This is a genomic window from Bradyrhizobium mercantei, assembly GCF_001982635.1.
Lineage (GTDB): Bacteria > Pseudomonadota > Alphaproteobacteria > Rhizobiales > Xanthobacteraceae > Bradyrhizobium > Bradyrhizobium mercantei.
Genome location: NZ_MKFI01000011.1, coordinates 19,880 through 40,770, shown reverse-complemented (window position 1 = coordinate 40,770; position 20,891 = coordinate 19,880). Strand labels below are relative to the sequence as shown.

Sequence of the window (20,891 nt, the reverse complement as noted above, 5' to 3'; positions counted from 1 at the left end):
CCGCGCCCGTGCAGGGCGCGGCCGGGTTCGGAGGACGTCCTAGACTTCGGTGACGTGCTCCGGATCGGCGGATGCGAGCGCTGCGGCACGCTCGGCACGCGGCGGATAGATCCAGACGGTGTTGATCTCCCGCTTGGTCTTCTTGGCGACGTCGCCGACCAGCTCGACCTTGCGCTCCCAGCCGCGGGTGAACAGCGCGCCGGCCTCGCCGAGGTCGAGGCAGGTGACATAGACCTTCTGATGATACGGCCTGGTCGCAACCCCGAGCAGCTCGGCCGCGGCGTTGTTGCCGGCAAAGGCGCCCATCCGCGTCGCATGCTGGCACGACATCAGCGCGTAGTTGCCGGCATCGTCGCATGCGGCGCGCGCCGCATCACCGGTGGCGAACACGCCCGCGACCGACGGCACGCGCAGGTCGCGATCGACCAGCAACCGGCCGAAATTGTCGCGCTCGGCCGGGATCTGGGTGGTCAGCGGCGCGGCGCGGATGCCCGCCGCCCAGACCACGGTCGCGGCTTCGATATGTTCGCCATTCGACAGCGTGACGCCGGACTTGCTGACCTCGGCGACGCCGGCGCCGAACCGGCCCTCGACCCCGAGCTTGCGCATCGCATCCTCGATGATCGGGCGCGGGTCTTCGCCCATGTCGGGCGCGATCGCAGGATTGCGTTCGACGATGATGACGCGGGGCTTGGCGTCCTTGCCGAGAATGTCCCGCAAGCGCGCCGGCATCTCGGTTGCCGCTTCGATGCCGGTGAAGCCGCCGCCGGCGACCACCACGGTATCGCGCGCCACTGATGCCGGCTGCTTGGCGAGGCCGTGCAGATGCCGGTCGAGCGCGATCGCATCCTCGAGACTGTCGACGCTGAAGCCATGCTCGGCGAGGCCGGGCACGTTGGGGCGGAACAGCCGGCTGCCGGTCGCCACCACCAGCCGATCGTAAGGCAGCGTCTTCCGCGCGTCCTTGGCGGTGACGATCTGCACGGTGCGCGACTTGGTGTCGACGGCCTCGGCGCTGCCCTGCACGTAGACGACGTCGATCGCGTTGAAGACGTCGAGCAGCGGCGCCGTCAGCGTTTCCGGCTTCGGTTCGTAGAGCCGCGGGCGAACCACGAGCGTCGGCTCCGGCGCAACCAGTGCGATCTCGAGCTGTTCGGGCGATGCGCCCTGGATGTCGCGCAGGCGGGCTGCGGAGAGTGCGGCATACATGCCGGCGAAGCCGGCGCCAATGATGACTAGTCGCATGTGATATCTCCTTGGGTTGGCAGTCTCTGATGTCCGCGCGTGACCGACACCGCTTGCCGCTGACGGCAGCCTGTCGCGATCGGTGACGCGAAGAGGTGGAACGGAAGGCACGTACCTATCGATGGGCGGCGCAGCTCGATACAAACGGCGCGCGCCGTGCGGGCTCGCATCCGGCGCGACAGCCTGGCGCGCGCGCGCTCGACAGCGCCCCGCGGCGAAGGCTGATCGGCTGCGCGGCCGCCGGGAGCCAGTCCCGGGTGAGCGCTTGAGCCGCGTCGTCGATCATCACCGACGTCACGGCATTGGCGCCCTGGGAGGCCTGCGCCGGCGAATCCGCGTCATCACCCGCTGCCGAAGTGAAGCGGACGGTGAGCGTGAGCCCGTACATGAGTGCGGTCGCAACCACCCGGCTTCGCCGCGTGATCGCAAGGCAGTTGCCTAAATCGTTCCAAGCCATCGCTTGTCTCCGTTGTTGGCAATGGGTGCCACGATGATCTAGCGAATTGGGCCTGAGCGCGCCCCAGAGCGATTGCCCGACCTGAAGAGCGATTGCTGCTACCGCAGGCGCCGCCGCCAATCGCTCGGGGTTTCGCCGGTCAGCTTCCTGAACGCTGCGGCGAAAGCGGTCTGCGAGCCGTAGCCGAGCGCCGCGGCGACCGAGACCACGGATGCGTCGGTGTCGCGCAACATGTCCATGGCCTGCTCGAGCCGGTGCTGGCGCAGCCAGGCATGCGGCGAGAGCCCGGTGCTTTCCTTGAAGGCACGGCAGAAGTGGAAGCGCGACAGGCCGGCCTCCGAAGCGAGCGCCGCGAGCGAGACGTCCGCTTCGCTGTCCGAACGCAGGCGCTCGATCGCGCCACGCAGTGCCTTCGGCGCCAGCCCGCCACCGGCCAGCCGGACCGGCGCCGGTGCGCCCGTGTGTGCCGCCAGAAGCCGCGTGGCCAAGAGATCCGTCAGTTGCTGCCTGAACAGCGTATCGAGGGCCTCGTTGCCCTGCAGGACGTCCGCCGCACTCAACAGCAATCGCGACGTCACGGGGTCCGGATGCGCCGTCCGCTCCAGCAGATCCGTCGATGGGGCGTCGGCTTCATCGGCGACGCGCGCGAGCGTCGTCCGGGGAAGATAGAGCTGAACGACGTCAACAGGCTTCGGAATATCCCAGCGGGAGCTTGATCCCTCGGGAATGATGATCACGACCCCGGGACGAAACGTGCCGATCGTGACCGACCGTCCTGACCGGCGCTCCATGCGCTGCATCGAGCCGTTATAGGCCATGATCACGTGGTGGCTCATTGGCTCGACGACGTCGTGCAGCGGTTCATGCTTCCAGTGGGCGATCCCGCCACCGGCGGCGTCCAGGGCCATGCGAAACGGGCTGGTCCCGAGCACGCGCGCCATCTCCAGATCGGCCGCACGGTGCTCGGCACTCGGCTGGCCGGTCTGACGCACCTTGGACGCGGCCGACAAACTCTCCGGGGCATCACGCAACAGCGGCTTGGTCATGATCTCGGGATCTTTTCGGAGCAGCAAACATCGATCGGAGCGACTGCCACTTCCGTCGACCTGCCGATATCGTGCGCGAGGATAGGTTGCCTCTACCGAGAGGCTAGGTCGGCTGGACCGTGCATGCTGGGAAGTGCCGACGCGCATGCCGGAATGCCTCGTCACTTCAGCAGCTTAGGACGCCGTCGACACATCGCTTTCATCACCGCGTCATTAATCTGCATAACTCGGACAAATGCTATCCGCGTATTGCATGACATAACTCGGACTGCTATAGTCCGCGTTATGGCACACGTCACCGTGAGCGTCGAATACGGCATCCATTGCCTGCTGTGGCTGGTCGGCTCGGGCGACAAGCCACTGAGCAGCCGCGACCTCGCCGAGTTGCAGGGCATTTCGCCGAGCTTCGTCGCCAAGATATTTCCGAAGCTCGAGAAGGCCGGCATCGTGCAGGCATCCGAAGGTGCCAGAGGCGGATATGTGCTCGCGAAGGCGCCGGAGCAGATCAGTTTCCTGGACATCGTGGATGCGATCGAGGGCGACAAGCCGCTGTTTGATTGCCAGGATGTGCGCCTGCGATGTCAGTTGTTCGGCGCAAGACCGCCGACATGGGCCTCGAAAGGAACCTGCGCCGTTCACGCGGTGATGCTTCGCGCCGAGAAGGCCATGCGCGACGCCCTCGCCGAACAAAGCCTCGCCGATGTTGCGCAGCGCTTCGGGCGGGCCGCACCGGCGGCGTTCTTCGGGGAGGTCCAGGACTGGGTCAGCGATCGCGTCAAGGATCGTTCCCGAAGATCCGACCGGACGGATGGTCCCGACAAGCCGTCGCCGCGACAGCGGCGCAAGTCGAAACGGGAGGGTCGGACATGACAGGCGCGGCGCGTTTCGTCGAGAGCTTCGGCTTCGCCCTGTCGGGCTGCGGGTTCGGACTGGTGCTGGCCGGGTTGACGCAGGGGCTGACCGGCCTCTCGGCTGCCGCCGCGGCGTGCTGCCTTGTGATCGGCATCGGCGGCATCTGGTTCGGACGCCGGCGTGCGATGCGCGCAGGCAAGGCCGAGCAGGCCCTGCGCATCATCGAAAGCATGCCGGCGCTGGCATGGTCGACCGATGCCAACGGCAAGTTTCTCTATATGAGCCGCCGTATCAGGACCCTCACGGGGCTCTCCAAGAAGGAGCTGTCACCGCTTGGACGCGACACCTTCGGCGTCAGAAACCTCGTTCATCCCGATGACTATGATCGCCTCGTGGCAGCGTGGCGGCACAGCCTCGCGACCGGCGATCACTATGATCTGGAACATCGCATTGCGCTGGCGGACGGCGTCTATCGCTGGTTTCGCAATTTCGCATCGCCCGAACGCGATCAGGACGGGCGCATCGCCGCCTGGTACGGCACCACCATCGATGTCGACGACGAGAAGGAGGCCAAGGCAGCCCTGCTCGAACGCGAACAGCAACTTTCCCGGCTGGTCGATTCCGTACCCGGCCTCATCTGGAGCCTGGCTCCGAACGGCGAACCCACTTACTTCAACAAGCGAATGGTGCAATTCACGGGTCTGTCGATTGATCAATTGGACCATCTCGACACGGGACGGCTCGCCGCGACAGTCGCGGCCATCGTGCATCCCGATGACGCGGCCGTCGTCACCGACGCGGTTCGCAGCGCGATCGCGACGGGCGAGCCGTTCTCGTTGAAGCATCGGCTTCGCCGTTCGGACGGCGTGCATCGCTGGGTGGAGGCGCGCGCTGCGCCGATGCGCAATGCTGAAGGTATCGTGGTGCAATGGTACGGGATCTGTCTTGATATCGAAGATCAAGTCCAGGCGCAGGAGGAACTGCGGCGAACCCGGGACACCCTGGGACGCGCCAGCCAAGCGGCAAGCCTGGCGGAGCTCTCCGCATCGATCGCCCACGAAGTCAATCAGCCGCTCGCCGCCATCGTCGCCAATTCACACGCATGCCAACGGTGGCTGACCGCGGATGCGCCGAATATCGAACGCGCGCAAGTGATCGTCGCACGCGTCATTCGCGATGCCAATGCGGCCGCGGACGTGGTCAGCCGCATTCGCGCGCTGTTCAAGCAATCGATGCGGGAGAAGAGACGCGCGACGCTCGGCGAAATCATCACGGAAGCGCGTGACCTGATGATCGACGCCGCAACGCAGAGCCGCGTCAACGTCACGATGCAGATCGAGCCCGGTCTGCCCGCCGTGGCCTGCGACCGGATCCAGATCCAGCAGGTTTTCATCAATCTCATTCGCAACGCGATCGAGGCCATGGAGGGCATCGAAGCCGCCAGGTCGCTGGCCATCCGCGCCCGCAGATCCGGCGGCAGCGTGCGGATCGAGATCAGCGATCGCGGTCCCGGCGTGGAATCGCCGGACCGCATATTCGAGCCGTTCGTCACGACGAAGACCGACGGCATGGGGATGGGGCTCGCGATCTGCCGCTCGATCGTCGAGACGCATGGCGGCCGGCTGTGGACCGAGACCAGCCCGACCGGCGAAACAACATTCACGTTCACGCTGCCGGCGGCAGCCGACGAGGCCGTGGCCGTGTGATGACCGCGCATCGAAAGCCGTCATGGCTGTCGTTGAGGGCGACGGGCATGGACCGACGCGTTGCGCGAATTCGATGAGGAGAAAAGTATGACACATGGATTTGAGACGTCGCAGAAACCCGCTTTGGGTTGGACGCGGCCAAAGGATGATGCCGAGCAGCCGCTTGTCATCATCGTGGACGACGATCCGGCGGTTCGCGAAGCCGTGCAGGAACTGATGTTGTCGGCCGGTCTGGAGTGCGCCTGCTTTGCCTCGCCGCAAGACCTGTTCGCGGCGAGCGAATGGGAGCGGCCCGGCTGCCTGATCCTCGACGTTCGGATGCCGGGATCGAGCGGTCTCGATCTGCAGCTTCATCTAGCAGCAAGCGGCAGGCGCAAGCCGATCGTGTTCCTGACCGGCCACGGCGACATCCCGATGACCGTGCAGGCCATGAAGGCCGGCGCCATCGACTTTCTGACCAAGCCGGTGCGCGACCAAACCCTCCTGGATGCGGTGACGGCCGGGATCAGGAAGGATCTCGCGCAACGCGCCGATGAGAGGATCGTCGAGCGCAATGTCAGACGGCTGGACTCGCTTTCTCCGCGCGAGCGCCGGGTCCTGTACGAGGTGGCGCGCGGCCGCGTCAACAAGCAGATCGCCTTCGATCTCGGCATCAGCGAAGTGACCGTCAAGCTGCATCGCGCCAACGTGATGCGCAAGATGGAGGCGAGCTCGATCGGCGATCTGGTTCGCACCTGGGAGTCCCTGCCAGCCCCAATGCGAGAGAATTGCGCGGCCTAGCCGGCTGCCGTGACCTGAACGGCATGCTTCGCATGCCATTTGGGGCCGGGCCCGCGCATGTAATGGCGCTCGGGCCGGTAGGGATCGCGAATTCGCGCGATCAGATTCCGCCAGGCCGTCGCGATCGCGTTCATGGCGCGCGCTCAGTTCGGTTTGCCGAGAACGAATGCGAAGGGCAGGATGACGATCTCCTCGCCGGCCTCGTCGCTGACATGCACCGCCCAGTCGCGCCAGTCTTCCATGCTGACCGTTGCGACCAGCGATCGCATCATGGAGGTCGCCGCCTCGCAGGCCTCGGAGAGGCTCGCCACCGAGGTGCCGCGGCGATCCATCAACACCCCGCGCGCGTTCGAGCAATGGAAAAAGACCTGGGTCATGCCTTCGGTCATCTCTTGGGCCATCTGCGTATCCTCGCAAGCTCCAGGACGAACAGGTTCGCCCTTGCATGACCCAAGCTTGATGCAGCCGGGCGCGGCCATCCGTGATGCCGCTCACACACGCACGGGGCCGCGCGGCGAGCTGCCTCACCAAATCGCGATTTGACAAATCTTCTACAATTGTCAAAATCGTCAAATGGGACCGAAAACCCGCATCCTCGATGCCACCATGCTGGTGTTCCGCCGGCACGGCTTTCGCCGCTCCTCGATCGAGCAGGTCGCCGAAGCGGCCGGCCTGACGCGGCAGGCGCTCTATCATCATTTCGAATCCAAGGAGGCGCTGTTCCGCGCCGTGATCGAACGCGTGCATGAGAGCGCGATCGCGGCCGAGGAGACCGCCGTCGCCGGCGCGGAAGCGGCCGGCGCCGATCTCGGCGACATCCTCGCCGCGGGCATGACCGCGCGGATGTCGACCATGATCGGATCGCTGGACGGCTCGCCGCATCTCGAGGAATTGTATTCCGAACACCTCGTGCATGCGCGCGACCTCTATCAAACCTATGCCGCACGCTACGCGGAGCGCATGGTCGCCACGATCTCGCGGGTCGTGCGCCGGCAGCAGCTGGCGCTGCCGCAGGGCCTGTCGCCGGCCGAATTCGCCCGGCTGGTCGAGATGTCGATGTACGCCGCGAAGTCGCAGTATCCGGCGATGCAGCCGGCGGATGCGTTCCTGAAGGACATGGCGATCATGGTGCGGACGCTCTGCGCGGGCGCCACGCCGAAATCCGAACCCAAATCGCAGAAGCCGCCCGTCAAGAAGGCGGCAATCCCCAGAAAGCCGACACGCAAGACGACTGGAGGACAGTCATGACCACGACGACCGTCAACGGCCGCGTCGAATCCCTGCCCGACGATCCCGACGCGCTCCTGATCGACATCGTGCGCGACCAGCTCAAGCTCACCGGCACCAAGCTCGTGTGCGGCGCCGGCGTCTGCGGCGCCTGCACGGTGCTGGTCGACGGCGCGCCGGTCGCAAGCTGCCTGATGCCGGCGCAGGCCGCGGCCGGCAAGGCGGTGACGACGGTAGAAGGCATCGGCGCCGTCAGGCTGCATCCGGTGCAGAAGGCGTTCATGGCGCATGACGCCCTGCAATGCGGCTTCTGCACGCCCGGCTTCATCGTGGAAGCAACTGCATTCTGCGACAGCTGGCGCGCGACCAGGGGAGCGGCCGTCCCGTCGCGCGAGGAGATCGGCGCGGCGCTGTCGGGCCATCTCTGCCGCTGCGGCGCCTATGACAGCATCTTTCGTGCGGTGGCGGATGCCTGCGCCGGCCGCTTCGACGGCGACAACGTCACGGCGCCCCGCATCGAGGCGCGCGACAAGGTGACGGGCGCGGCGAAATACACCGTCGACATCAACCATGACGGCCAGCTCGAAGGCCTGATCCTGCGCTCGCGCGAGGCACATGCCCGCATCACCGCGCTCGATCTTGCCGCGGCGCGTGCGCTCGCAGGCGTCACCGCGGTGTCGCTGCTCGGCGACGACAAGATCGTGCGCTATGTCGGCGAGCCGATTGCGGCGGTCGCGGCTCCTGACCGCAAGTCCGCGCTGGCCGCACTCGTTGCGATCAAGCTGACCAGCGAACGGCTGCCCGCCGTGGTCGGGCTCGATGCCGGGCGCAAGGACGACGCGCCCGTGGTGTTCGACAAGGCCAGCCGCAAGCGGGCCGGCAACGTCTCGGAGGCGGCCGGCGGGCCGGCGCCATGGAAGCAGAACATCCGCGGTCCGACCGCGGTGTTCTCGACGCGCGCCAAGAAGGCGCGCAACTGGGTCGACGAAGCGCGCCAGGCCAACAACGCCCTGCTCGTCGAGGCCACCTTCCGCACCGCCACGCAGCAGCATGCATGCCTGGAGCCGCACGCCGCGGTGGCGCGCTTCGACGGCGACCGGCTGACCTTGCACGCCTCGACGCAGCAAGTGTTTCACCTCAAGGAGCAGATCGCAAAGCGCTACAAGCTCGATCACGACAAGGTCCGCGTGATCGCCGAGCACGTCGGCGGCGGCTTCGGATCGAAGGCGAGCCTCGGCACCGAGACGATCGCCGCGATCGAGCTCGCCCGCGAGGCGAAGGCGCCGGTGCGGGTCGCCTACGATCGGCAGGAAGAGCTTTCGGTTGCCGGCTATCGGCCGGCCGCCGAATTGAAGGTGGCGCTGCTGCCGTCCGAGCAAGGCGGCCTGAAGGCGCTCTCCGTCACCGCGCATGCCGATACGGGAGCCGCGACCAACTCGACGATCGCGGGCCTCGCGCGGCTGATCTATCCGGCCGAGGCGAAGGATCTTTCGGATTTCGACGTCATCAGCAATCTGCCGCCCGGCGCCGCCTTCCGCGGCCCCGGCGGTCCGCCGATGGCATTCGCGGTCGAGCAGGCGATCGACGAGGCCGCGTTGCGGCTCAATGTCGATCCGATCGCCCTGCGCAAGCGCTGGGATCCCGATCCGAACCGCCAGCGGCTATACGACTGGGCCTCCGGGCTCGAGATCTGGCGCAACCGCAAGCCATCGCAGAACGGGCGCTATCGCCGCGGCATCGGCATGGCGACCGGCTACTGGCTCTATCTCTGGCAGCCCAACGTGAAGGTCGAGGTCGCGGTCAAGGGCGGCCGCATCGTCGCCAGCACCGCGACGCAGGACATCGGCACCGGCACCCGCAGCGTGCTTGCCGACACGATCGCGCGCGAGTTCGATCTCGAACCCAGTGACATCGACGTGCGGATCGGCGATTCCTCGCTGCCCGAAGGACCCGGCTCCGGCGGCAGCCGCGTCACCGCCTCGGTGATGCCGCCGACGCTGCAGGCGGTGCGGAAGCTGAAGGCCGCGATGCTCGAACAGGCGACGCGAAAGCCTGCCCCCGGCTCGAACGCGCCGTGGCGCGAGCTGATCGCGCGCTCGCCCGACATCGCCGTGGTGGAGACGCGCGGCGAGGACGGCAAGAACACCGCGCCCGGCGTCCGCTCGCCGCTGCGCGAAGTCGGCCTGATCGGCATGGTGTTCGGCTGGATGATGCGCCGCTTCTCCAACATTGCGGTCGGCGCCGGCGTACCGAGTTCGGTGCAGGTGATCGAGGTTGAGGTCGACACCTGGCTCGGCCATGTCCGCGTGCTCAACGTGCACACCGGCATCGCGGTCGGCAAGATCGCAGCACCCGCGCTGGCACGCAGCCAGGCCTGCGGCGCGGTCATCCAGGGCCTCGGCTACGCGCTCTACGAGGCGCGCGAGCTCGATCCGAAGACCGGCGACGTCCTGACCGCGGGGATGGAGGACTACCGCATCCCCGGGATCGCCGACACGCCCGAGATCGACGTCCATTTCGACGAAGCCGGCTTCGACCATGTGCTCGGCAACAGCGTCGGTATCGGCGAGGCGTCGACGGTGCCGACCTCGGCTGCGGTCGCGAACGCGATCCACAACGCGATCGGCGTGCGCCTCACCGAGATTCCAATCCGGCCCGACCGTATCGTCGAAGCGCTGAAAGGGAGGGATGCCGCATGAGTGTCGCTACCGCAGACGCCATATCCGCGCCCGAGTACCGCGCCGCCGGCACCGACCTGTCGGAGCGCCGCCGCAGCGGCCTGTCGTGCGGGGCGGTGATCGATCTCACCGCCAGTCCCGATACGATCGGAATTGCGTGGGGCGCGGACGGCGCGGCGCGGATCGGCGCGCTGACCGCGATCGCTGCGATCGCGTCCGACGCGCGGCTTGCGCAAGCCTATCCGGGCATCACTGCTGCCGCGCAGGGCCTCGCCACGCCGCAGATCCGGCACATGGCGACGCTCGGCGGCAACCTCGCGCAGCGTTCGCGCTGCTGGTATTTCCGCAATCCGCAGATCGCCTGCCTCAAGAAGGGCGGCACCGACTGTCCGGCCCGAGCCGGCAATCATCTCTATCACGTCGCCTTCGATCTCGGCCCCTGCGTGGCGCCGCATCCGTCGACCATGGCGATGGCGCTGCTGGCCTACGACGCCAAGGTGACCACGGACCGGCGCAGCGGATTGTCGATCACCGACCTGCTCGGCGACGGCAGCAACGGCGCGGCCGACAATCTGCTTGCACCGGGCGAACGGATCGAGCGAATCGAGCTCCCTGCCCCGCTCGCCGGCGAGCGCGCGCTCTACAAGCGCGCCATCAGCCGCTCCTATGCGGAATGGCCGCTGGTCGAGATCTGCGTACGCGCCGTGATCTCGGGCGGCACCTTCCAGCAGGTCCACATCGCCGCCGGCGGCATCGCTCCGGTGCCGCTGCGTCTCACAGCATCCGCTGCCGCGCTGGAAGGCAAGCCAGCCAACGCCGCGACCATCGCACAGGCCGCCGCGCCTGCGGCATCAGGCGCAAAACCGCTGCCGATGACCGGATACAAGCTCGAGCTGCTGACCGGCCTGGTGCGCGACGTCGTCGAGCGGATTGCGCTATAGCGCAGCCAACCGTTTCGGCGCCGGGCTCAGCGCGCCCGGGTCAGCGCCAGCCAGATGCCGCCGCCGATCATGAAGCCGCCTGATATGCGCGACATCAGCCGAGTCCGCTCTTTTGAGAAGAACTTCCGGGCGCGGCCGGCCGCCAACGCGTAGGCGGCGTCGGTCAGCACCGCGGTCGCCATGAAGGTGACGCCGAGCAGCGCCACCTGCGGCAAATGCGGCTTGTCCATATCCATGAACTGCGGAATGAAGGCGCCGAAGAACACCAGCACCTTCGGGTTCGAGAGCAGCACCAGAAAGCCCTGCAGGAAGAAGCCGCCGCGCGGCGGCGGCGGCTTGTCGTCGGTGCCGACGCCCTCGACCGGCGAGCGGATCAGCTTGATGCCGAGCCAGACCAGATAGGCGGCGCCGGCAAACCGCACCCAGTTGAACCAGTAGCCCATGGTGGCCATCAGCGAGGTGAGGCCGACCGCGACGATGCCGATCACGATCGCGAGCCCGACCTGCGCGCCCAGCACATTGGTGAGCGCGGCGCGGGTGCCGTAACGCAGCCCGTTGGCGATCACCATCGTGACGATAGGACCCGGGCAGCAGCGCCAGCGCGATGCAGGCTGCGACAAAGGCGAAATAGGCTTGCAGGGACATGTTGGCGATCCAGCTGGTAATTCTCGTCATGGCCGGGCTTGTCCCGGCCATCCACGTCTTATGCTCGTGCAGTTGGGATCATAAAGACGTGGATGCCCGGGACAAGCCCGGGCATGACGTATTCTATTGCCCATTCAGCGCTGACGTCATCCATTTCGTGATCTCTTGCGACTCCAGGAATCTCAACGTCACCCGCTGCACGCCGTCCGCGTCGCCGCTGCCCTGCGCCGCCACCGCCATGAGATCGCAGCGATGCGACACCGCAATGCCGATCGCGGTGCGGTGGCCGTCGAGATCATAGGCCCTGATCCGCCCCGGCATATCCGCGACATCGACGACATCGCCCGCCTTGCGCGGCACGAAGCGCGGGCTGATCATGTCGACATCAGCAACGCGGTCGACCTCGTCGTCATCGGCAACGCCGCTGTCGCAGTTGCAGAAGCCGAGTTTCGGCCTGAGATAGACCTCGACATCGCCGCCGCACTCGGCCGCGCTGCAACGGAAGGCGCGGCCGGCGGGCCAGCCGTCGCGCGGGAACGGCCAGGCGATCTCGCGCCACTGCGCGGCCTGTGGCTGTGCCATCTCGTAGCCGGCCACGGCCGACAGGCCGCCGAGCGCCATGAACATCGCCGCGATCACCGGCCATGCGCGCATCATGGCGCTCTCACGGCAGACCGGCGATGGCGCGCGCGGCGCCGGTCAGTTCGAGAATGTGCAGGCCGGTGTTGGCGCGGTCGACCGCGTAGATGTAGCCGCGATCATCGGTCTCGACATTGTTGGTCTGGATCGCGACCTTGCAGCGGTCACGGCCGTCGATGGTGACGCAGCGCTTATCGGTCGCCGCTGTGATGGAGGGAATGAAGTACCCGACTTCCCTGGGGTGATAGGGATCGCGGATATCGAGCGCGCGGACGCCGGCGTTGAAGAAGGCGATGAAGGCCAGCTTCTTGTAATAGACCGGCGCCATGCTCTCGTTCGACGAATGCGAGCCAAACCGTCCGCCGCGCTCGCAAAAATTGCCGGACGCTTCGGGCACGGTGAAGCTCGAGATCATCATCGGCCGTGCTTCTGTCGTCACGTCGGCAAACCACACCATCTGCCTGCCCTCGCCGCATTCGTTCTGGATCGCCTCGTCGACGATCATCACGATGTCGCGGGTCTTGCCGTCCTTGTCATGAGCGAATTCCGCGATCGGCATGCCGGGCATCGGAAATACCGTATGCGCGCCGTTCATCGCCGACAGCGGCATCCGCGCGATCTCCGGGAATGTCAGATTGTCCGGCGTCGGTTCTTTCGCTCCGTTCAGCAGCTTGTCGCGATCGACGATCTGCAGGAAGCCGCCCTTGTTGGTGCCGTAGCCGAAATAGACCCGGTTGCCCTTCGGCCCGGTCGAGATCGGCCCGTGCAATTCGGTCGGCACCGCGCCGGTCGCGCCCGGCTCCTGCCCGGGCAGGCCGAAATCCCTGATCTTCAGGGGATGCGCGGGATCGGAGAGATCGTAGATCTGCGTCATCCGCCGCGTGCGCCAGTCCGGCGCGCCGGAGACCAGGTAGGCGATGCCGGTGCTGCATTCCCAGAAATTCTTGTGCGTGTCCTTCAGGCCCTCGCCAATGTGGGTCACGAGGACGGGATTTGCGGGATCGGCGACATTCCAGATTTCATGCCCCTCGCTGCCAACGGCGCGCAGCATGTAGACCGCGTTGCGGTCGCCCTTCGGCAGATCCTTGCCGTCGCAGATCCGCACCATCTGCGCGCCGCCGGATTCATATTTGCCTTCCTGTCCCGGAATGTGCCGCAGGTACTTCGGATGCGCGGGATCGGTGACGTCGACGATCGAGGTTCCGTTCGGCTCGGCCTTGCCGGTCATCGGGTTGACGGGATCGGGAATGTCGTCGGTGCCGCCGTGGTGGCCGATATAGGCGATCCAGCGGTCGCCCTGGTGATGAATGGTCGGCTGATAGGCGCTGCGCGCCTGCAAATCGTTGGTTCCAACCAGCCTCATGTTGGAGGCTTCGGGCGGATCGCCGATCTTCTGCTGGGCGCTCGCGGCATTTGCGAGCAGGACAAGAAGAAACGTGCAGCAAGCTGCCGTAACGCGACCACCCATGCGCACCACCCCGTATTTCCTACCAATCTGCGTTGGCTGCCGCTGACGATAGCACGGCGAAATGGCCGCCCAAATACACGCCCTTGACATGCAACCATTTGGTTGCCTATTATCCAACCCATGGATGAAGTCTTCAAAGCCCTCGCGGATGCCTCACGGCGCACGCTGCTTGACCGGCTTCATGATCAGAACGGGCAGACGCTCGGCGAGCTCTGCGACGGCCTCGACATGACGCGTCAGGCCGTCACCAAGCACCTTGTGATTCTCGAGGAGGCCAACCTCGTCACCACGATCAAGCATGGCCGCGAGAAGCTGCATTACCTCAACCCGGTTCCGATCCATCAGATCGGCGAGCGGTGGATCAGGAAGTTCGAGCGCGGGAAACTCGCCGCGCTCAGCGAATTGAAAAGACAATTGGAGAAGCGTGATGAGTAAACCCGACTACGTCTACATCACCTATATCGAGACCACGGCCGAGAAGCTGTGGCACGCGCTGACATCGAGCGAGTTCACCGAGCGCTTCTGGTTCGGCTATCGCGTCAGTTCCGACTGGAAGGTCGGGTCGCCCTACAAACTCGCCAAGGACGGCAGCCGCGCCGTGCAGGGCGAGGTGCTCATCGCCGATCCGCCGAACAGGCTGGCTTATAGCTGGGATGTGGTGAAGGAAGGCGTCGAGCGCGAGCAGATCTCGCGCGTCACCTTCGACATCGAACCGCACGGCGGGGTCGTCAAGCTGACGGTGACGCACGACCAGCTCGGTCCCAAGACGCTGCGCGACATCTCCGGCGGCTGGCCGATGGTGATTGCAAGCCTGAAGAGTTTTCTGGAGACCGGCCGCGAATTGCCGGCCGAGCTGCTCACAAGCCCCGCCAGGGAGCCCTACCATGCCTAAGCCCGAATTCGTCTACGTCACCTATATCGAGACCACGCCGGAACGGCTGTGGGACGCGCTGACCTCAAGCACCTTCACACGGCAATACTGGTTCGACACCGAGCTGCAATCGGACTGGAAGGTCGGCTCGCCGCTCGCGCTGGTGATGAGCGGCAAGACCACCGACACCGGCGAGATCCTTCAGGCCGACTGGCCGCGGCGCCTCGCCTACACGTTCAAGCACGAGGCCGATCCCGACATGCGCAAGGAGCCGGCAACCAAGGTCGTGTTCACGCTCGAGCCGTTCGGCCAGATCGTGAAGCTGACGGTGACCCATGAGGGCTTCGGCGTCGGCAGCAAGCTGCTCGACGGCATTTCCAGGGGCTGGCCTGCGATCCTGTCCGGCCTCAAGAGCCTGCTCGAAACCGGCAAGGTGGCCGCGATCCCGCCCGCCGCGCTCGGAATCGACGGCTTCGAATGACAATGAAGATCTACCGAAGGACACGTGCGGACATGAACATCGAGACATTCAAGCCGGCGATCGTCTACGCGATCTACATCGCCGCCACGCCGGAGAAGGTGTGGCAGGCCCTGACGAGTGCCGAGTCCAGCCGGCAGTATTTCTCCGGCCACGCGGTCGAGGTCGATCTTCGCATCGGCGGCGCCTACATCGTTCGCACGCCCGACGGCGCGCTGCATATCTCAGGCGAGGTAATCGAGTGCGATCCCCTGAAGCGATTGACCGTCACCTTCAACGTCAACTGGCCGCAGCTGGTCGAAAAGCTCGGGCCGACGCTCGTCACCTGGGAGATCGAGCCGGCCGGCGACGGCGTGAAGCTGACCTTGCTGCAATCGCATGACCGCCCGATCAGCGACGACATCCTCGAAGGCGGCCGCACCGGCTGGCCGGCGATCCTCTCCAGCCTGAAGAGCCTGCTGGAGACCGGCAAGGCCATGGTGATCCCGATGCAGCCGCCGGCGCGCATGCTGGCCGCGCTGAAGGAATTGGGGATCGCGATGCCGTCGTGAGGTTTGCGCTACAGCCGCCCCATAAACCGCTGTCGTCCCTGCGAAAGCAGGGACCCATAACCACCGCTCTGGGCGGTTAGAGTTCGCTGGGGCCACAGCGCCGTGCAACAACGACACCCTTTGGTTATGGGGCCCGGGTCGCGCTGCGCTGCCCGGGACGACGTGGAGAAAGTTATCGCAGTCGCAATGACGGGCTACACAAGCAACAGCGCGACCATAAGATTCGCCGCAAACAAGGTCGCGTCGATGACGAAGATCCGGAGCATCGGACCCTTCAGCACCGGCCAGTAGGCGACCCCGACGCGTCCGCCGCGCATCAGCACCGGCAGATTGTAGGCGAACTGGCTGAAGTGACACGCGGCGAAGAACAGGAACAGCGCGAGCTGCGCCTCGACGGCCTGGAAGAACGGCGGCCTTGCGAGCAGGAAATACAGTGACAGCAGCCCGATCGGCAGGTTGATGCCGCCGAGAAACGCCACGCTGGCCGACAAGGTCGGCGCAATCGGATTGCCGCGCTCCTCGCGCGGGACCAGGATCTTGAGCGTGTTGCGCTGGGCGATGCTGAACTGGACAAAGGCGGCGCAAAACCAGAGCGCGTTGAGCAGCAGGACGACATCAGAAAATCGCATCGGCTATTTTCCGTAGAATGCTTCGCTGCGCACCACACGTCCGGCGCCGTCGAAGTCCATGAACTCGCTGGCGCGCGTGTCGCCCAATTGCCACCACACCGTCAGGCGCGCGATCGTCTCATCCCAGCTCCAGTTCAGGATCTTGAGATCAGCGCTTTCGATGCTTCCATAAGCCTTGCGCCAGTAGGCGCGGATGTTCTCGACCCCGGCGACCACAGGGGACTCCGTCAATTTCAGCGCCAGGGGGCTGCGCATCTCCGCATTCTCGGCAAAGTGCGCGACCACGGCGTCGATATCGACCTTGCACCAGTTGGCACACCACGCCTCGACAAAGCGTCCGGCCGCCGCCCGATCCATGATCTGTTCGCCCATGCTACCGCCCTCCCCGGCGTGACGGCGGGAAGACTGGCACGGCACAATTCTCACGTCAACTATGTTGACGTGAGGATGCGGCTAGCTGTTGTCGGCGATCGCCCCCATGACCGCCATCCACGCGGCGGCGCCGGGCGCGCCGACATGGGCGAAGGCGTCACGGAGGACCTTGCGCTCGTGGTTGGACGCGCTCTGTTCGATCTTTTGCCCTGCTGCGGTCAGGCGCAGCAATTTCGAACGATGCTGCTCGGGCGACCGCTTCGCTGCGACGAGTTTACGCTCCAGCAGCAATGCGAGTGGGCGGTTCAAGGCCTGCTTGGAAATACCGAGCACCTCGATCAGTTCACCGATCGAGATGTCGGGCCGCCGTGCAACGACATAGAGGATGCGATGGTGCGGGCGTGACAGGCCGACCGTGGCAAGATACGCGTCGGCCTCCAGCGTCATCCCGCGCCAGCCGTAGTACATCAGCTCCAGCGCTCCATCCAGTTCGTGGAGCTTCCTGAGCGAGGCGCGGTGCAGGCCCGGGACCTGGGAGGCAGTTTTCTGCATTTGCCTATCGTGTCGAACTTGCCGGAAGGAATCTAGCCCAGCGCCCGCAGCTCGCGCCGCAACACCTTGCCGGTCGCCGTCATCGGCAGGCTGTCGGCGAACTGCACGAAGCGCGGGTATTCGTGGGCGGCGAGCTGCACCTTGACGAACTCCTGGATCTCGCGCGCGAGGGCGTCGTTCGCCGCATAACCCGGCCGCAGCACGATCCAGGCCTTGATCGATTCGGTGCGGATCGGATCGGGGATGCCGACCACCGCCGACATCGCGACCGCGGGATGCTTCATCAGCGTGTGCTCGATCTCGGACGGGCCGACGCGATAACCGGCCGTGGTGATGACGTCGTCCTCGCGGCTGACGTACCAGAAATAGCCGTCCTCATCCTGCACGCCGAGATCGCCGGTCAAGAGAAACTCGCCGGCGTATTTCTTCGCGGTGGCCTCCGGATTGCGCCAGTACTCGATCATGGTGCAGGGGCATGGCTGGCGCACGCCGATGATGCCGCGCTGCCCGCGCGGCAATTCCTCGCCGTTGTCGTTGACGATGCGGACGTCGAAGCCCGGCGTGGCGCGGCCCATCGAGCCCGGGCGGATCGGAAACAAATTGGAGTTGCTGCCGATCACGAGATTGCATTCGGTCTGCCCGAACACTTCGTGGGCATCGATGCCGAAGGTCTCGCGCACCCAGCCCAGCAATTCGCCGCCGAGCGACTCGCCGCCGGTGAAGATGCTGCGCAGCTTGACGCCGGAGTTCTTCACATCGGCCTGCCGCATCAGCTTCAGCGCGGTCGGCGGCAGGAACACGTTGCGGATGCCGAGTTCGGCCATCATCTGCATCGCCGCCTGCGGCTCGAACTTGCGGGCGCGGTGACCGACCATCGGGATGCCGTGATACCAGAATGCGAACAGGCCGTTGATCAGGCCGCCGATCCAGGCCCAGTCGGCCGGCGTCCACATCAGGTCGCCCGGCCGCGGCAGGAAGTTGTGGCACATCTCGACATTGGGCAGATGGCCGAGCACGACGCGATGCGCATGCAGCGCGCCCTTCGGATTGCCCGTGGTGCCGGACGTATAGATGATCAGCGCGGGATCATCGGCCGAGGTCTCGACGGTGGTGAACTCGGGAGACGCCGACTTGATCGCGCTCCAGAATGGTTTGGTCCCAGCCGGCGTCTTGTCGCCGACGATATAGACGCTCTTCAGCTCGGGCAGCCGGTCGCGGATTTTTGCGATCTTCTCCCAACCGGCCTGATCGGTGACGACGGCCTTCGCCGCCGAATTCGACAGGCGGAATTCGAGCGCGTCCTCGCCGAACAGCGCGAACAGCGGGATCGAGATCATGGCCGCGCGGAATGCGGCGAGATGCGCGACCGGCAATTCGAGGGATTGCGACAGGAACACCGCGACGCGGTCGCCGCGCACCAGGCCGTCGGCGGTCAGGACGTTGGCGAAGCGGCGCGAGGCGTCCGCGACCTCGTCGAACGAGGTGCGCGTGGTGCCGCCATCCTCGTCGACATAGACCAGCGCAAGCCGGCCGGTGCCGTCGGCATAACGATCGCAGCACGCGGTCGCCATGTTGAAGCGCGCCGGAACGTCCCAGCGGAAGTTGCGATAGAGCTCGTCGTAGGTCTTGGCATCCTGAAGCATGGCCGCAGATTAGACCATTGCGGTCAGACCACAAACCCTCCTAGAGGCGAAAGCGGTCAGGCCGCCGCGCGCTGCATCGCGGCTTCGGCCTTGAGGCTGTCGAGGTCGCGATAGATCGAGGCGACCGCGAGCAGGCGCCCGCCGCGCTTGTAGCGCAGCACGCAATCCCTGCCGGCGATGCTGCCGTCCACCGCGATCTCGTCCCACTGCTCGGCGTGGCCGACATAGTTGATCGGCACGTCGTAATGCTGGCTCCAGAAGAACGGCACCGCGTCGAAGACCTCGCGCTGCCCGAGCATATTCCACGCGACGGTCTGGCCCTGGCGCTCGGCCACCACCCAGTGCTCGACCCGGATATTCTCGCCGCTGTGCGGATCGGGCCAGCGCGCGATGTCACCGGCGGCATAGATGCCGGGAACGCTGGTCTCGAGATAGGCGTCCACCGTCACGCCGCGATCGATCGCGAGCCCGGCTGCCTCCGCCAGCGTCAGCCGCGGCTTCACGCCGACCCCGACCACGACGAGATCGGCGTCGAGCACGGGCCCGCTCTTCAGGTGCGCGCGCTTGCCCTCGATCGCGGTCACGGTGTCGCCGAGATGGAAGACGACGCCATGCTCCTCGTGCAGCGTGCGGACGAAATCGCCCATGTCGGGCCCGAGCACGCGCTCCATCGGCCGCTGCTCCAGCCCGACCACGTGAACCTCGATCTCCCGCGCGCGCAACGAGGCCGCAACCTCGAGCCCGATGAAGCTTGCACCGATCACGACAGCGCGGCGCGCGCCGCTGGCCGAGGCGATGATCGCCCGGCAATCGTCGAGCGTGCGCAACACGTGAACGTGGGGCTGGTCCGCGCCCGGGATCGGCAGCCGCACCGGCTCGGCACCGGTCGCCAGCAGCAGCCGGTCATAGGGGATCGCTTCGCCGCCGGCGAGCACGACATTGCGGCGGCCGGTGTCGATCGACTTGGCCTCGGTCGCGAGTTTCAGATCGATCGCCGCGTCGGCATAGAAATCGTCCGGCTTCAGCGGCAACCAGTCTTCCGGCGCGCTGCCGGCGAGGAAGTCCTTCGACAAATTCGGCCGGTCCACCGGCGGCGTGGTCTCGCCGCTCAGCATGACGATGCTGCCGCGATAGTCCTGCCGCCGCAGCATCTCGGCCGCGGCGAAGCCTGCCGCACCTCCGCCGACAATCACGATCCGGCCGGGCGCATCGAGGGCGCCCTTGACGCGAGACTTCGGCTGCGCGCGCTTCTCGCGCACGACGATGCGATCGCCGTCGCGCTCGACCTTCCAGACCGCGAGCGCGTTGAAGGCGGGCGCGGCGGTCGCTTCGCCGGTGCGAATATCAAAACAGGCGTGATGCCAGGGGCAATGGATGGTCTCGCCCTCGACCAGGCCGTCGGCGAGCGGGCCATGGTAGTGGCTGCAATGCGCATCGATGGCGAAGATATCCGGCCCCGAGCGCACCAGCAGCACGTCCTCCTCTCCGACATGGCCGAGCAACATCGCGCCCGGGAAGTCGGAAAGGGCCACGCCTTGTGTCAGATCCGGACCGGAAGGAGCTTGCTGATCGGCCATGGCCTGTCTCCCTGTATACCCAGAACTTCATCCGGGGCGGCGCCTGCCACGGGTCCTCAGCTTCCCTGCATATAGCGGACCGGGTTCTCCTGATCCGCCCTAAAGATATCGGCGGCCTCGGCGAACAGCGCCGCGACGGCGGGCGTCTTCAGATCATCAAACGTCTCAAAACTGAAATTGTTGCCGCCGGCGCGCAATTCACCGAGCTTGCCGGCGTAGCAAGACACCAACGGCTTGCCGCCACGGGTCACCGCGACATAGACGCTGATGTAGTTCTTCTGCAGCGCCACGCCGATCACGGGCCAGGCTGCCGTCTTGCCGGACTTGATCGCGTAGCGAAACTGGCCGTAGCCGATCATGTTCATGCGCATGCCGGCCTCGCCGGCCGGCGTGCCCGCATGAAAATGCCGCTTGAGCGAAGGCGCAGCCTTCCGCATCACCGCGTGCAGTTGTTCGAGATCTTCGGTCCGGGCCGGATCAAAGGCGAGGTAGGCTTCCAGGCTGTCCGCGGCGACACGAAACATCGGAAGCCTC

At 66.1% G+C, this 20,891-nt stretch carries 23 protein-coding genes and 1 pseudogene; 10 read left to right on the top strand and 14 right to left on the bottom strand.

Annotated elements, in window-relative coordinates:
* Positions 1-39: 39 nt before the first annotated feature.
* The 3 genes from BI327_RS37365 to BI327_RS37355 all read right to left on the bottom strand — a co-directional run bounded on the left by BI327_RS37365 (position 40) and on the right by BI327_RS37355 (position 2,748).
* On the bottom strand, positions 40-1,245 hold the full coding sequence (locus BI327_RS37365) for an NAD(P)/FAD-dependent oxidoreductase (RefSeq protein WP_076866468.1): 1,206 nt from the start codon (positions 1,243-1,245) through the stop codon (positions 40-42).
* 115 nt (positions 1,246-1,360) lie between these two features.
* The gene (locus BI327_RS37360; RefSeq protein ID WP_076866466.1) at positions 1,361-1,702 is read right to left on the bottom strand and encodes a hypothetical protein; all 342 of its coding nucleotides are present in this window, start codon (positions 1,700-1,702) and stop codon (positions 1,361-1,363) included.
* Positions 1,703-1,800: 98 nt separating this feature from the next.
* Positions 1,801-2,748: a helix-turn-helix transcriptional regulator gene (locus BI327_RS37355; protein WP_076866733.1), complete on the bottom strand. Its 948-nt coding sequence runs from the start codon at positions 2,746-2,748 to the stop codon at positions 1,801-1,803.
* 123 nt (positions 2,749-2,871) lie between these two features.
* Between BI327_RS37355 and BI327_RS43395 the strand changes: the two genes are divergently transcribed.
* The 3 genes from BI327_RS43395 to BI327_RS37340 all read left to right on the top strand — a co-directional run bounded on the left by BI327_RS43395 (position 2,872) and on the right by BI327_RS37340 (position 6,086).
* Entirely contained in the window at positions 2,872-3,618 is a 747-nt protein-coding gene (locus BI327_RS43395) for an RrF2 family transcriptional regulator (RefSeq protein ID WP_245335049.1), read from the top strand.
* Positions 3,615-5,306 carry a PAS domain-containing protein gene (locus BI327_RS37345; RefSeq protein ID WP_076866462.1) on the top strand — a complete coding sequence of 564 codons (1,692 nt, stop codon included), beginning with the start codon at positions 3,615-3,617 and terminating at the stop codon, positions 5,304-5,306. Before BI327_RS43395 ends, BI327_RS37345 begins: the two co-directional genes overlap by 4 nt.
* A gap of 87 nt (positions 5,307-5,393) precedes the next feature.
* Positions 5,394-6,086, top strand: coding sequence for a response regulator transcription factor (locus BI327_RS37340; protein ID WP_076866461.1), 693 nt, complete (start codon positions 5,394-5,396; stop codon positions 6,084-6,086).
* On the opposite strand, the gene BI327_RS42845 is transcribed toward BI327_RS37340, so the two are convergent.
* On the bottom strand, positions 6,083-6,220 hold the full coding sequence (locus BI327_RS42845) for a hypothetical protein (protein WP_167386928.1): 138 nt from the start codon (positions 6,218-6,220) through the stop codon (positions 6,083-6,085). The two genes, BI327_RS37340 and BI327_RS42845, sit on opposite strands and share 4 nt — an antisense overlap.
* A 9-nt stretch (positions 6,221-6,229) precedes the next feature.
* Positions 6,230-6,463 (bottom strand): DUF6894 family protein, encoded by a 234-nt coding sequence (locus BI327_RS37335; RefSeq protein WP_076866731.1) that lies wholly within the window; start codon positions 6,461-6,463, stop codon positions 6,230-6,232.
* Positions 6,464-6,659: 196 nt separating this feature from the next.
* On the opposite strand from BI327_RS37335, the gene BI327_RS37330 reads away from it, so the two are divergent.
* Genes BI327_RS37330 through BI327_RS37320 form a run of 3 tightly spaced genes read left to right on the top strand, consistent with a single transcriptional unit; the run spans position 6,660 to position 10,932 of the window.
* The gene (locus tag BI327_RS37330; RefSeq protein WP_076866459.1) at positions 6,660-7,334 is read left to right on the top strand and encodes a TetR/AcrR family transcriptional regulator; all 675 of its coding nucleotides are present in this window, start codon (positions 6,660-6,662) and stop codon (positions 7,332-7,334) included.
* Positions 7,331-10,012 (top strand): molybdopterin-dependent oxidoreductase, encoded by a 2,682-nt coding sequence (locus BI327_RS37325; RefSeq protein ID WP_076866457.1) that lies wholly within the window; start codon positions 7,331-7,333, stop codon positions 10,010-10,012. The genes BI327_RS37330 and BI327_RS37325 overlap by 4 nt, the downstream gene beginning before the upstream one ends.
* Positions 10,009-10,932 (top strand): FAD binding domain-containing protein, encoded by a 924-nt coding sequence (locus tag BI327_RS37320; protein WP_076866455.1) that lies wholly within the window; start codon positions 10,009-10,011, stop codon positions 10,930-10,932. The genes BI327_RS37325 and BI327_RS37320 overlap by 4 nt, the downstream gene beginning before the upstream one ends.
* Before the next feature lie 26 nt (positions 10,933-10,958).
* On the opposite strand, the pseudogene BI327_RS37315 reads toward BI327_RS37320, so the two are convergent.
* From BI327_RS37315 to BI327_RS37305, 3 genes and pseudogenes are all read right to left on the bottom strand, one after another.
* Positions 10,959-11,577 (bottom strand): annotated as a pseudogene (locus BI327_RS37315) (LysE family translocator).
* A 123-nt stretch (positions 11,578-11,700) separates the two neighbouring features.
* A complete protein-coding gene (locus tag BI327_RS37310; RefSeq protein WP_083742377.1) occupies positions 11,701-12,234 on the bottom strand; it encodes a hypothetical protein in 534 nt (177 codons plus the stop codon).
* 7 nt (positions 12,235-12,241) lie between these two features.
* A complete protein-coding gene (locus tag BI327_RS37305) occupies positions 12,242-13,684 on the bottom strand; it encodes an LVIVD repeat-containing protein (RefSeq protein ID WP_076866453.1) in 1,443 nt (480 codons plus the stop codon).
* 120 nt (positions 13,685-13,804) lie between these two features.
* Between BI327_RS37305 and BI327_RS37300 the strand changes: the two genes are divergently transcribed.
* Genes BI327_RS37300 through BI327_RS37285 form a run of 4 tightly spaced genes read left to right on the top strand, consistent with a single transcriptional unit; the run spans position 13,805 to position 15,584 of the window.
* On the top strand, positions 13,805-14,119 hold the full coding sequence (locus tag BI327_RS37300; RefSeq protein ID WP_028343393.1) for an ArsR/SmtB family transcription factor: 315 nt from the start codon (positions 13,805-13,807) through the stop codon (positions 14,117-14,119).
* Positions 14,112-14,576, top strand: a complete 465-nt coding sequence (locus BI327_RS37295; RefSeq protein WP_076866451.1) for an SRPBCC family protein — start codon at positions 14,112-14,114, stop codon at positions 14,574-14,576. Before BI327_RS37300 ends, BI327_RS37295 begins: the two co-directional genes overlap by 8 nt.
* Complete coding sequence (locus BI327_RS37290; RefSeq protein WP_076866449.1) at positions 14,569-15,036, top strand: SRPBCC family protein; 468 nt, start codon at positions 14,569-14,571, stop codon at positions 15,034-15,036. The genes BI327_RS37295 and BI327_RS37290 overlap by 8 nt, the downstream gene beginning before the upstream one ends.
* 32 nt (positions 15,037-15,068) lie before the next feature.
* Positions 15,069-15,584: an SRPBCC family protein gene (locus BI327_RS37285; RefSeq protein ID WP_076866727.1), complete on the top strand. Its 516-nt coding sequence runs from the start codon at positions 15,069-15,071 to the stop codon at positions 15,582-15,584.
* A gap of 194 nt (positions 15,585-15,778) precedes the next feature.
* Here BI327_RS37285 and BI327_RS37280 read toward each other — a convergent pair whose 3' ends face one another.
* From BI327_RS37280 to BI327_RS37255, 6 genes are all read right to left on the bottom strand, one after another.
* Positions 15,779-16,213, bottom strand: coding sequence for a hypothetical protein (locus BI327_RS37280; protein WP_076866447.1), 435 nt, complete (start codon positions 16,211-16,213; stop codon positions 15,779-15,781).
* A 3-nt stretch (positions 16,214-16,216) separates the two neighbouring features.
* A complete protein-coding gene (locus BI327_RS37275) occupies positions 16,217-16,585 on the bottom strand; it encodes a nuclear transport factor 2 family protein (protein ID WP_076866446.1) in 369 nt (122 codons plus the stop codon).
* Positions 16,586-16,666: 81 nt separating this feature from the next.
* Positions 16,667-17,137: a MarR family winged helix-turn-helix transcriptional regulator gene (locus BI327_RS37270; protein WP_076866444.1), complete on the bottom strand. Its 471-nt coding sequence runs from the start codon at positions 17,135-17,137 to the stop codon at positions 16,667-16,669.
* A 32-nt stretch (positions 17,138-17,169) separates the two neighbouring features.
* Positions 17,170-18,780, bottom strand: coding sequence for an acyl-CoA synthetase (locus BI327_RS37265; protein ID WP_076866442.1), 1,611 nt, complete (start codon positions 18,778-18,780; stop codon positions 17,170-17,172).
* A gap of 56 nt (positions 18,781-18,836) precedes the next feature.
* Entirely contained in the window at positions 18,837-20,357 is a 1,521-nt protein-coding gene (locus BI327_RS37260; RefSeq protein ID WP_076866440.1) for an FAD-dependent oxidoreductase, read from the bottom strand.
* A 56-nt stretch (positions 20,358-20,413) separates the two neighbouring features.
* Complete coding sequence (locus BI327_RS37255) at positions 20,414-20,881, bottom strand: hypothetical protein (protein ID WP_076866438.1); 468 nt, start codon at positions 20,879-20,881, stop codon at positions 20,414-20,416.
* Positions 20,882-20,891 lie beyond the last annotated feature (10 nt).

What these genes read in the sequence shown, in the direction of transcription:
- BI327_RS37365 (WP_076866468.1), bottom strand. Translation starts at nt 1,245, where the DNA reads ATGCGACTAGTCATCATTGGCGCCGGCTTCGCCGGCATGTATGCCGCA.
- BI327_RS37345 (WP_076866462.1), top strand. Translation starts at nt 3,615, where the DNA reads ATGACAGGCGCGGCGCGTTTCGTCGAGAGCTTCGGCTTCGCCCTGTCG.
- BI327_RS37285 (WP_076866727.1), top strand. Translation starts at nt 15,069, where the DNA reads ATGAACATCGAGACATTCAAGCCGGCGATCGTCTACGCGATCTACATC.
- BI327_RS37355 (WP_076866733.1), bottom strand. Translation starts at nt 2,748, where the DNA reads ATGACCAAGCCGCTGTTGCGTGATGCCCCGGAGAGTTTGTCGGCCGCG.
- BI327_RS43395 (WP_245335049.1), top strand. Translation starts at nt 2,872, where the DNA reads ATGCTGGGAAGTGCCGACGCGCATGCCGGAATGCCTCGTCACTTCAGC.
- BI327_RS37360 (WP_076866466.1), bottom strand. Translation starts at nt 1,702, where the DNA reads ATGGCTTGGAACGATTTAGGCAACTGCCTTGCGATCACGCGGCGAAGC.
- BI327_RS37290 (WP_076866449.1), top strand. Translation starts at nt 14,569, where the DNA reads ATGCCTAAGCCCGAATTCGTCTACGTCACCTATATCGAGACCACGCCG.
- BI327_RS37340 (WP_076866461.1), top strand. Translation starts at nt 5,394, where the DNA reads ATGACACATGGATTTGAGACGTCGCAGAAACCCGCTTTGGGTTGGACG.
- BI327_RS37280 (WP_076866447.1), bottom strand. Translation starts at nt 16,213, where the DNA reads ATGCGATTTTCTGATGTCGTCCTGCTGCTCAACGCGCTCTGGTTTTGC.
- BI327_RS37255 (WP_076866438.1), bottom strand. Translation starts at nt 20,881, where the DNA reads ATGTTTCGTGTCGCCGCGGACAGCCTGGAAGCCTACCTCGCCTTTGAT.
- BI327_RS37300 (WP_028343393.1), top strand. Translation starts at nt 13,805, where the DNA reads ATGGATGAAGTCTTCAAAGCCCTCGCGGATGCCTCACGGCGCACGCTG.
- BI327_RS37320 (WP_076866455.1), top strand. Translation starts at nt 10,009, where the DNA reads ATGAGTGTCGCTACCGCAGACGCCATATCCGCGCCCGAGTACCGCGCC.
- BI327_RS37310 (WP_083742377.1), bottom strand. Translation starts at nt 12,234, where the DNA reads ATGATGCGCGCATGGCCGGTGATCGCGGCGATGTTCATGGCGCTCGGC.
- BI327_RS37265 (WP_076866442.1), bottom strand. Translation starts at nt 18,780, where the DNA reads ATGCTTCAGGATGCCAAGACCTACGACGAGCTCTATCGCAACTTCCGC.
- BI327_RS37260 (WP_076866440.1), bottom strand. Translation starts at nt 20,357, where the DNA reads ATGGCCGATCAGCAAGCTCCTTCCGGTCCGGATCTGACACAAGGCGTG.
- BI327_RS37270 (WP_076866444.1), bottom strand. Translation starts at nt 17,137, where the DNA reads ATGCAGAAAACTGCCTCCCAGGTCCCGGGCCTGCACCGCGCCTCGCTC.
- BI327_RS37335 (WP_076866731.1), bottom strand. Translation starts at nt 6,463, where the DNA reads ATGACCCAGGTCTTTTTCCATTGCTCGAACGCGCGCGGGGTGTTGATG.
- BI327_RS42845 (WP_167386928.1), bottom strand. Translation starts at nt 6,220, where the DNA reads ATGAACGCGATCGCGACGGCCTGGCGGAATCTGATCGCGCGAATTCGC.
- BI327_RS37295 (WP_076866451.1), top strand. Translation starts at nt 14,112, where the DNA reads ATGAGTAAACCCGACTACGTCTACATCACCTATATCGAGACCACGGCC.
- BI327_RS37330 (WP_076866459.1), top strand. Translation starts at nt 6,660, where the DNA reads ATGGGACCGAAAACCCGCATCCTCGATGCCACCATGCTGGTGTTCCGC.
- BI327_RS37305 (WP_076866453.1), bottom strand. Translation starts at nt 13,684, where the DNA reads ATGGGTGGTCGCGTTACGGCAGCTTGCTGCACGTTTCTTCTTGTCCTG.
- BI327_RS37275 (WP_076866446.1), bottom strand. Translation starts at nt 16,585, where the DNA reads ATGGGCGAACAGATCATGGATCGGGCGGCGGCCGGACGCTTTGTCGAG.
- BI327_RS37325 (WP_076866457.1), top strand. Translation starts at nt 7,331, where the DNA reads ATGACCACGACGACCGTCAACGGCCGCGTCGAATCCCTGCCCGACGAT.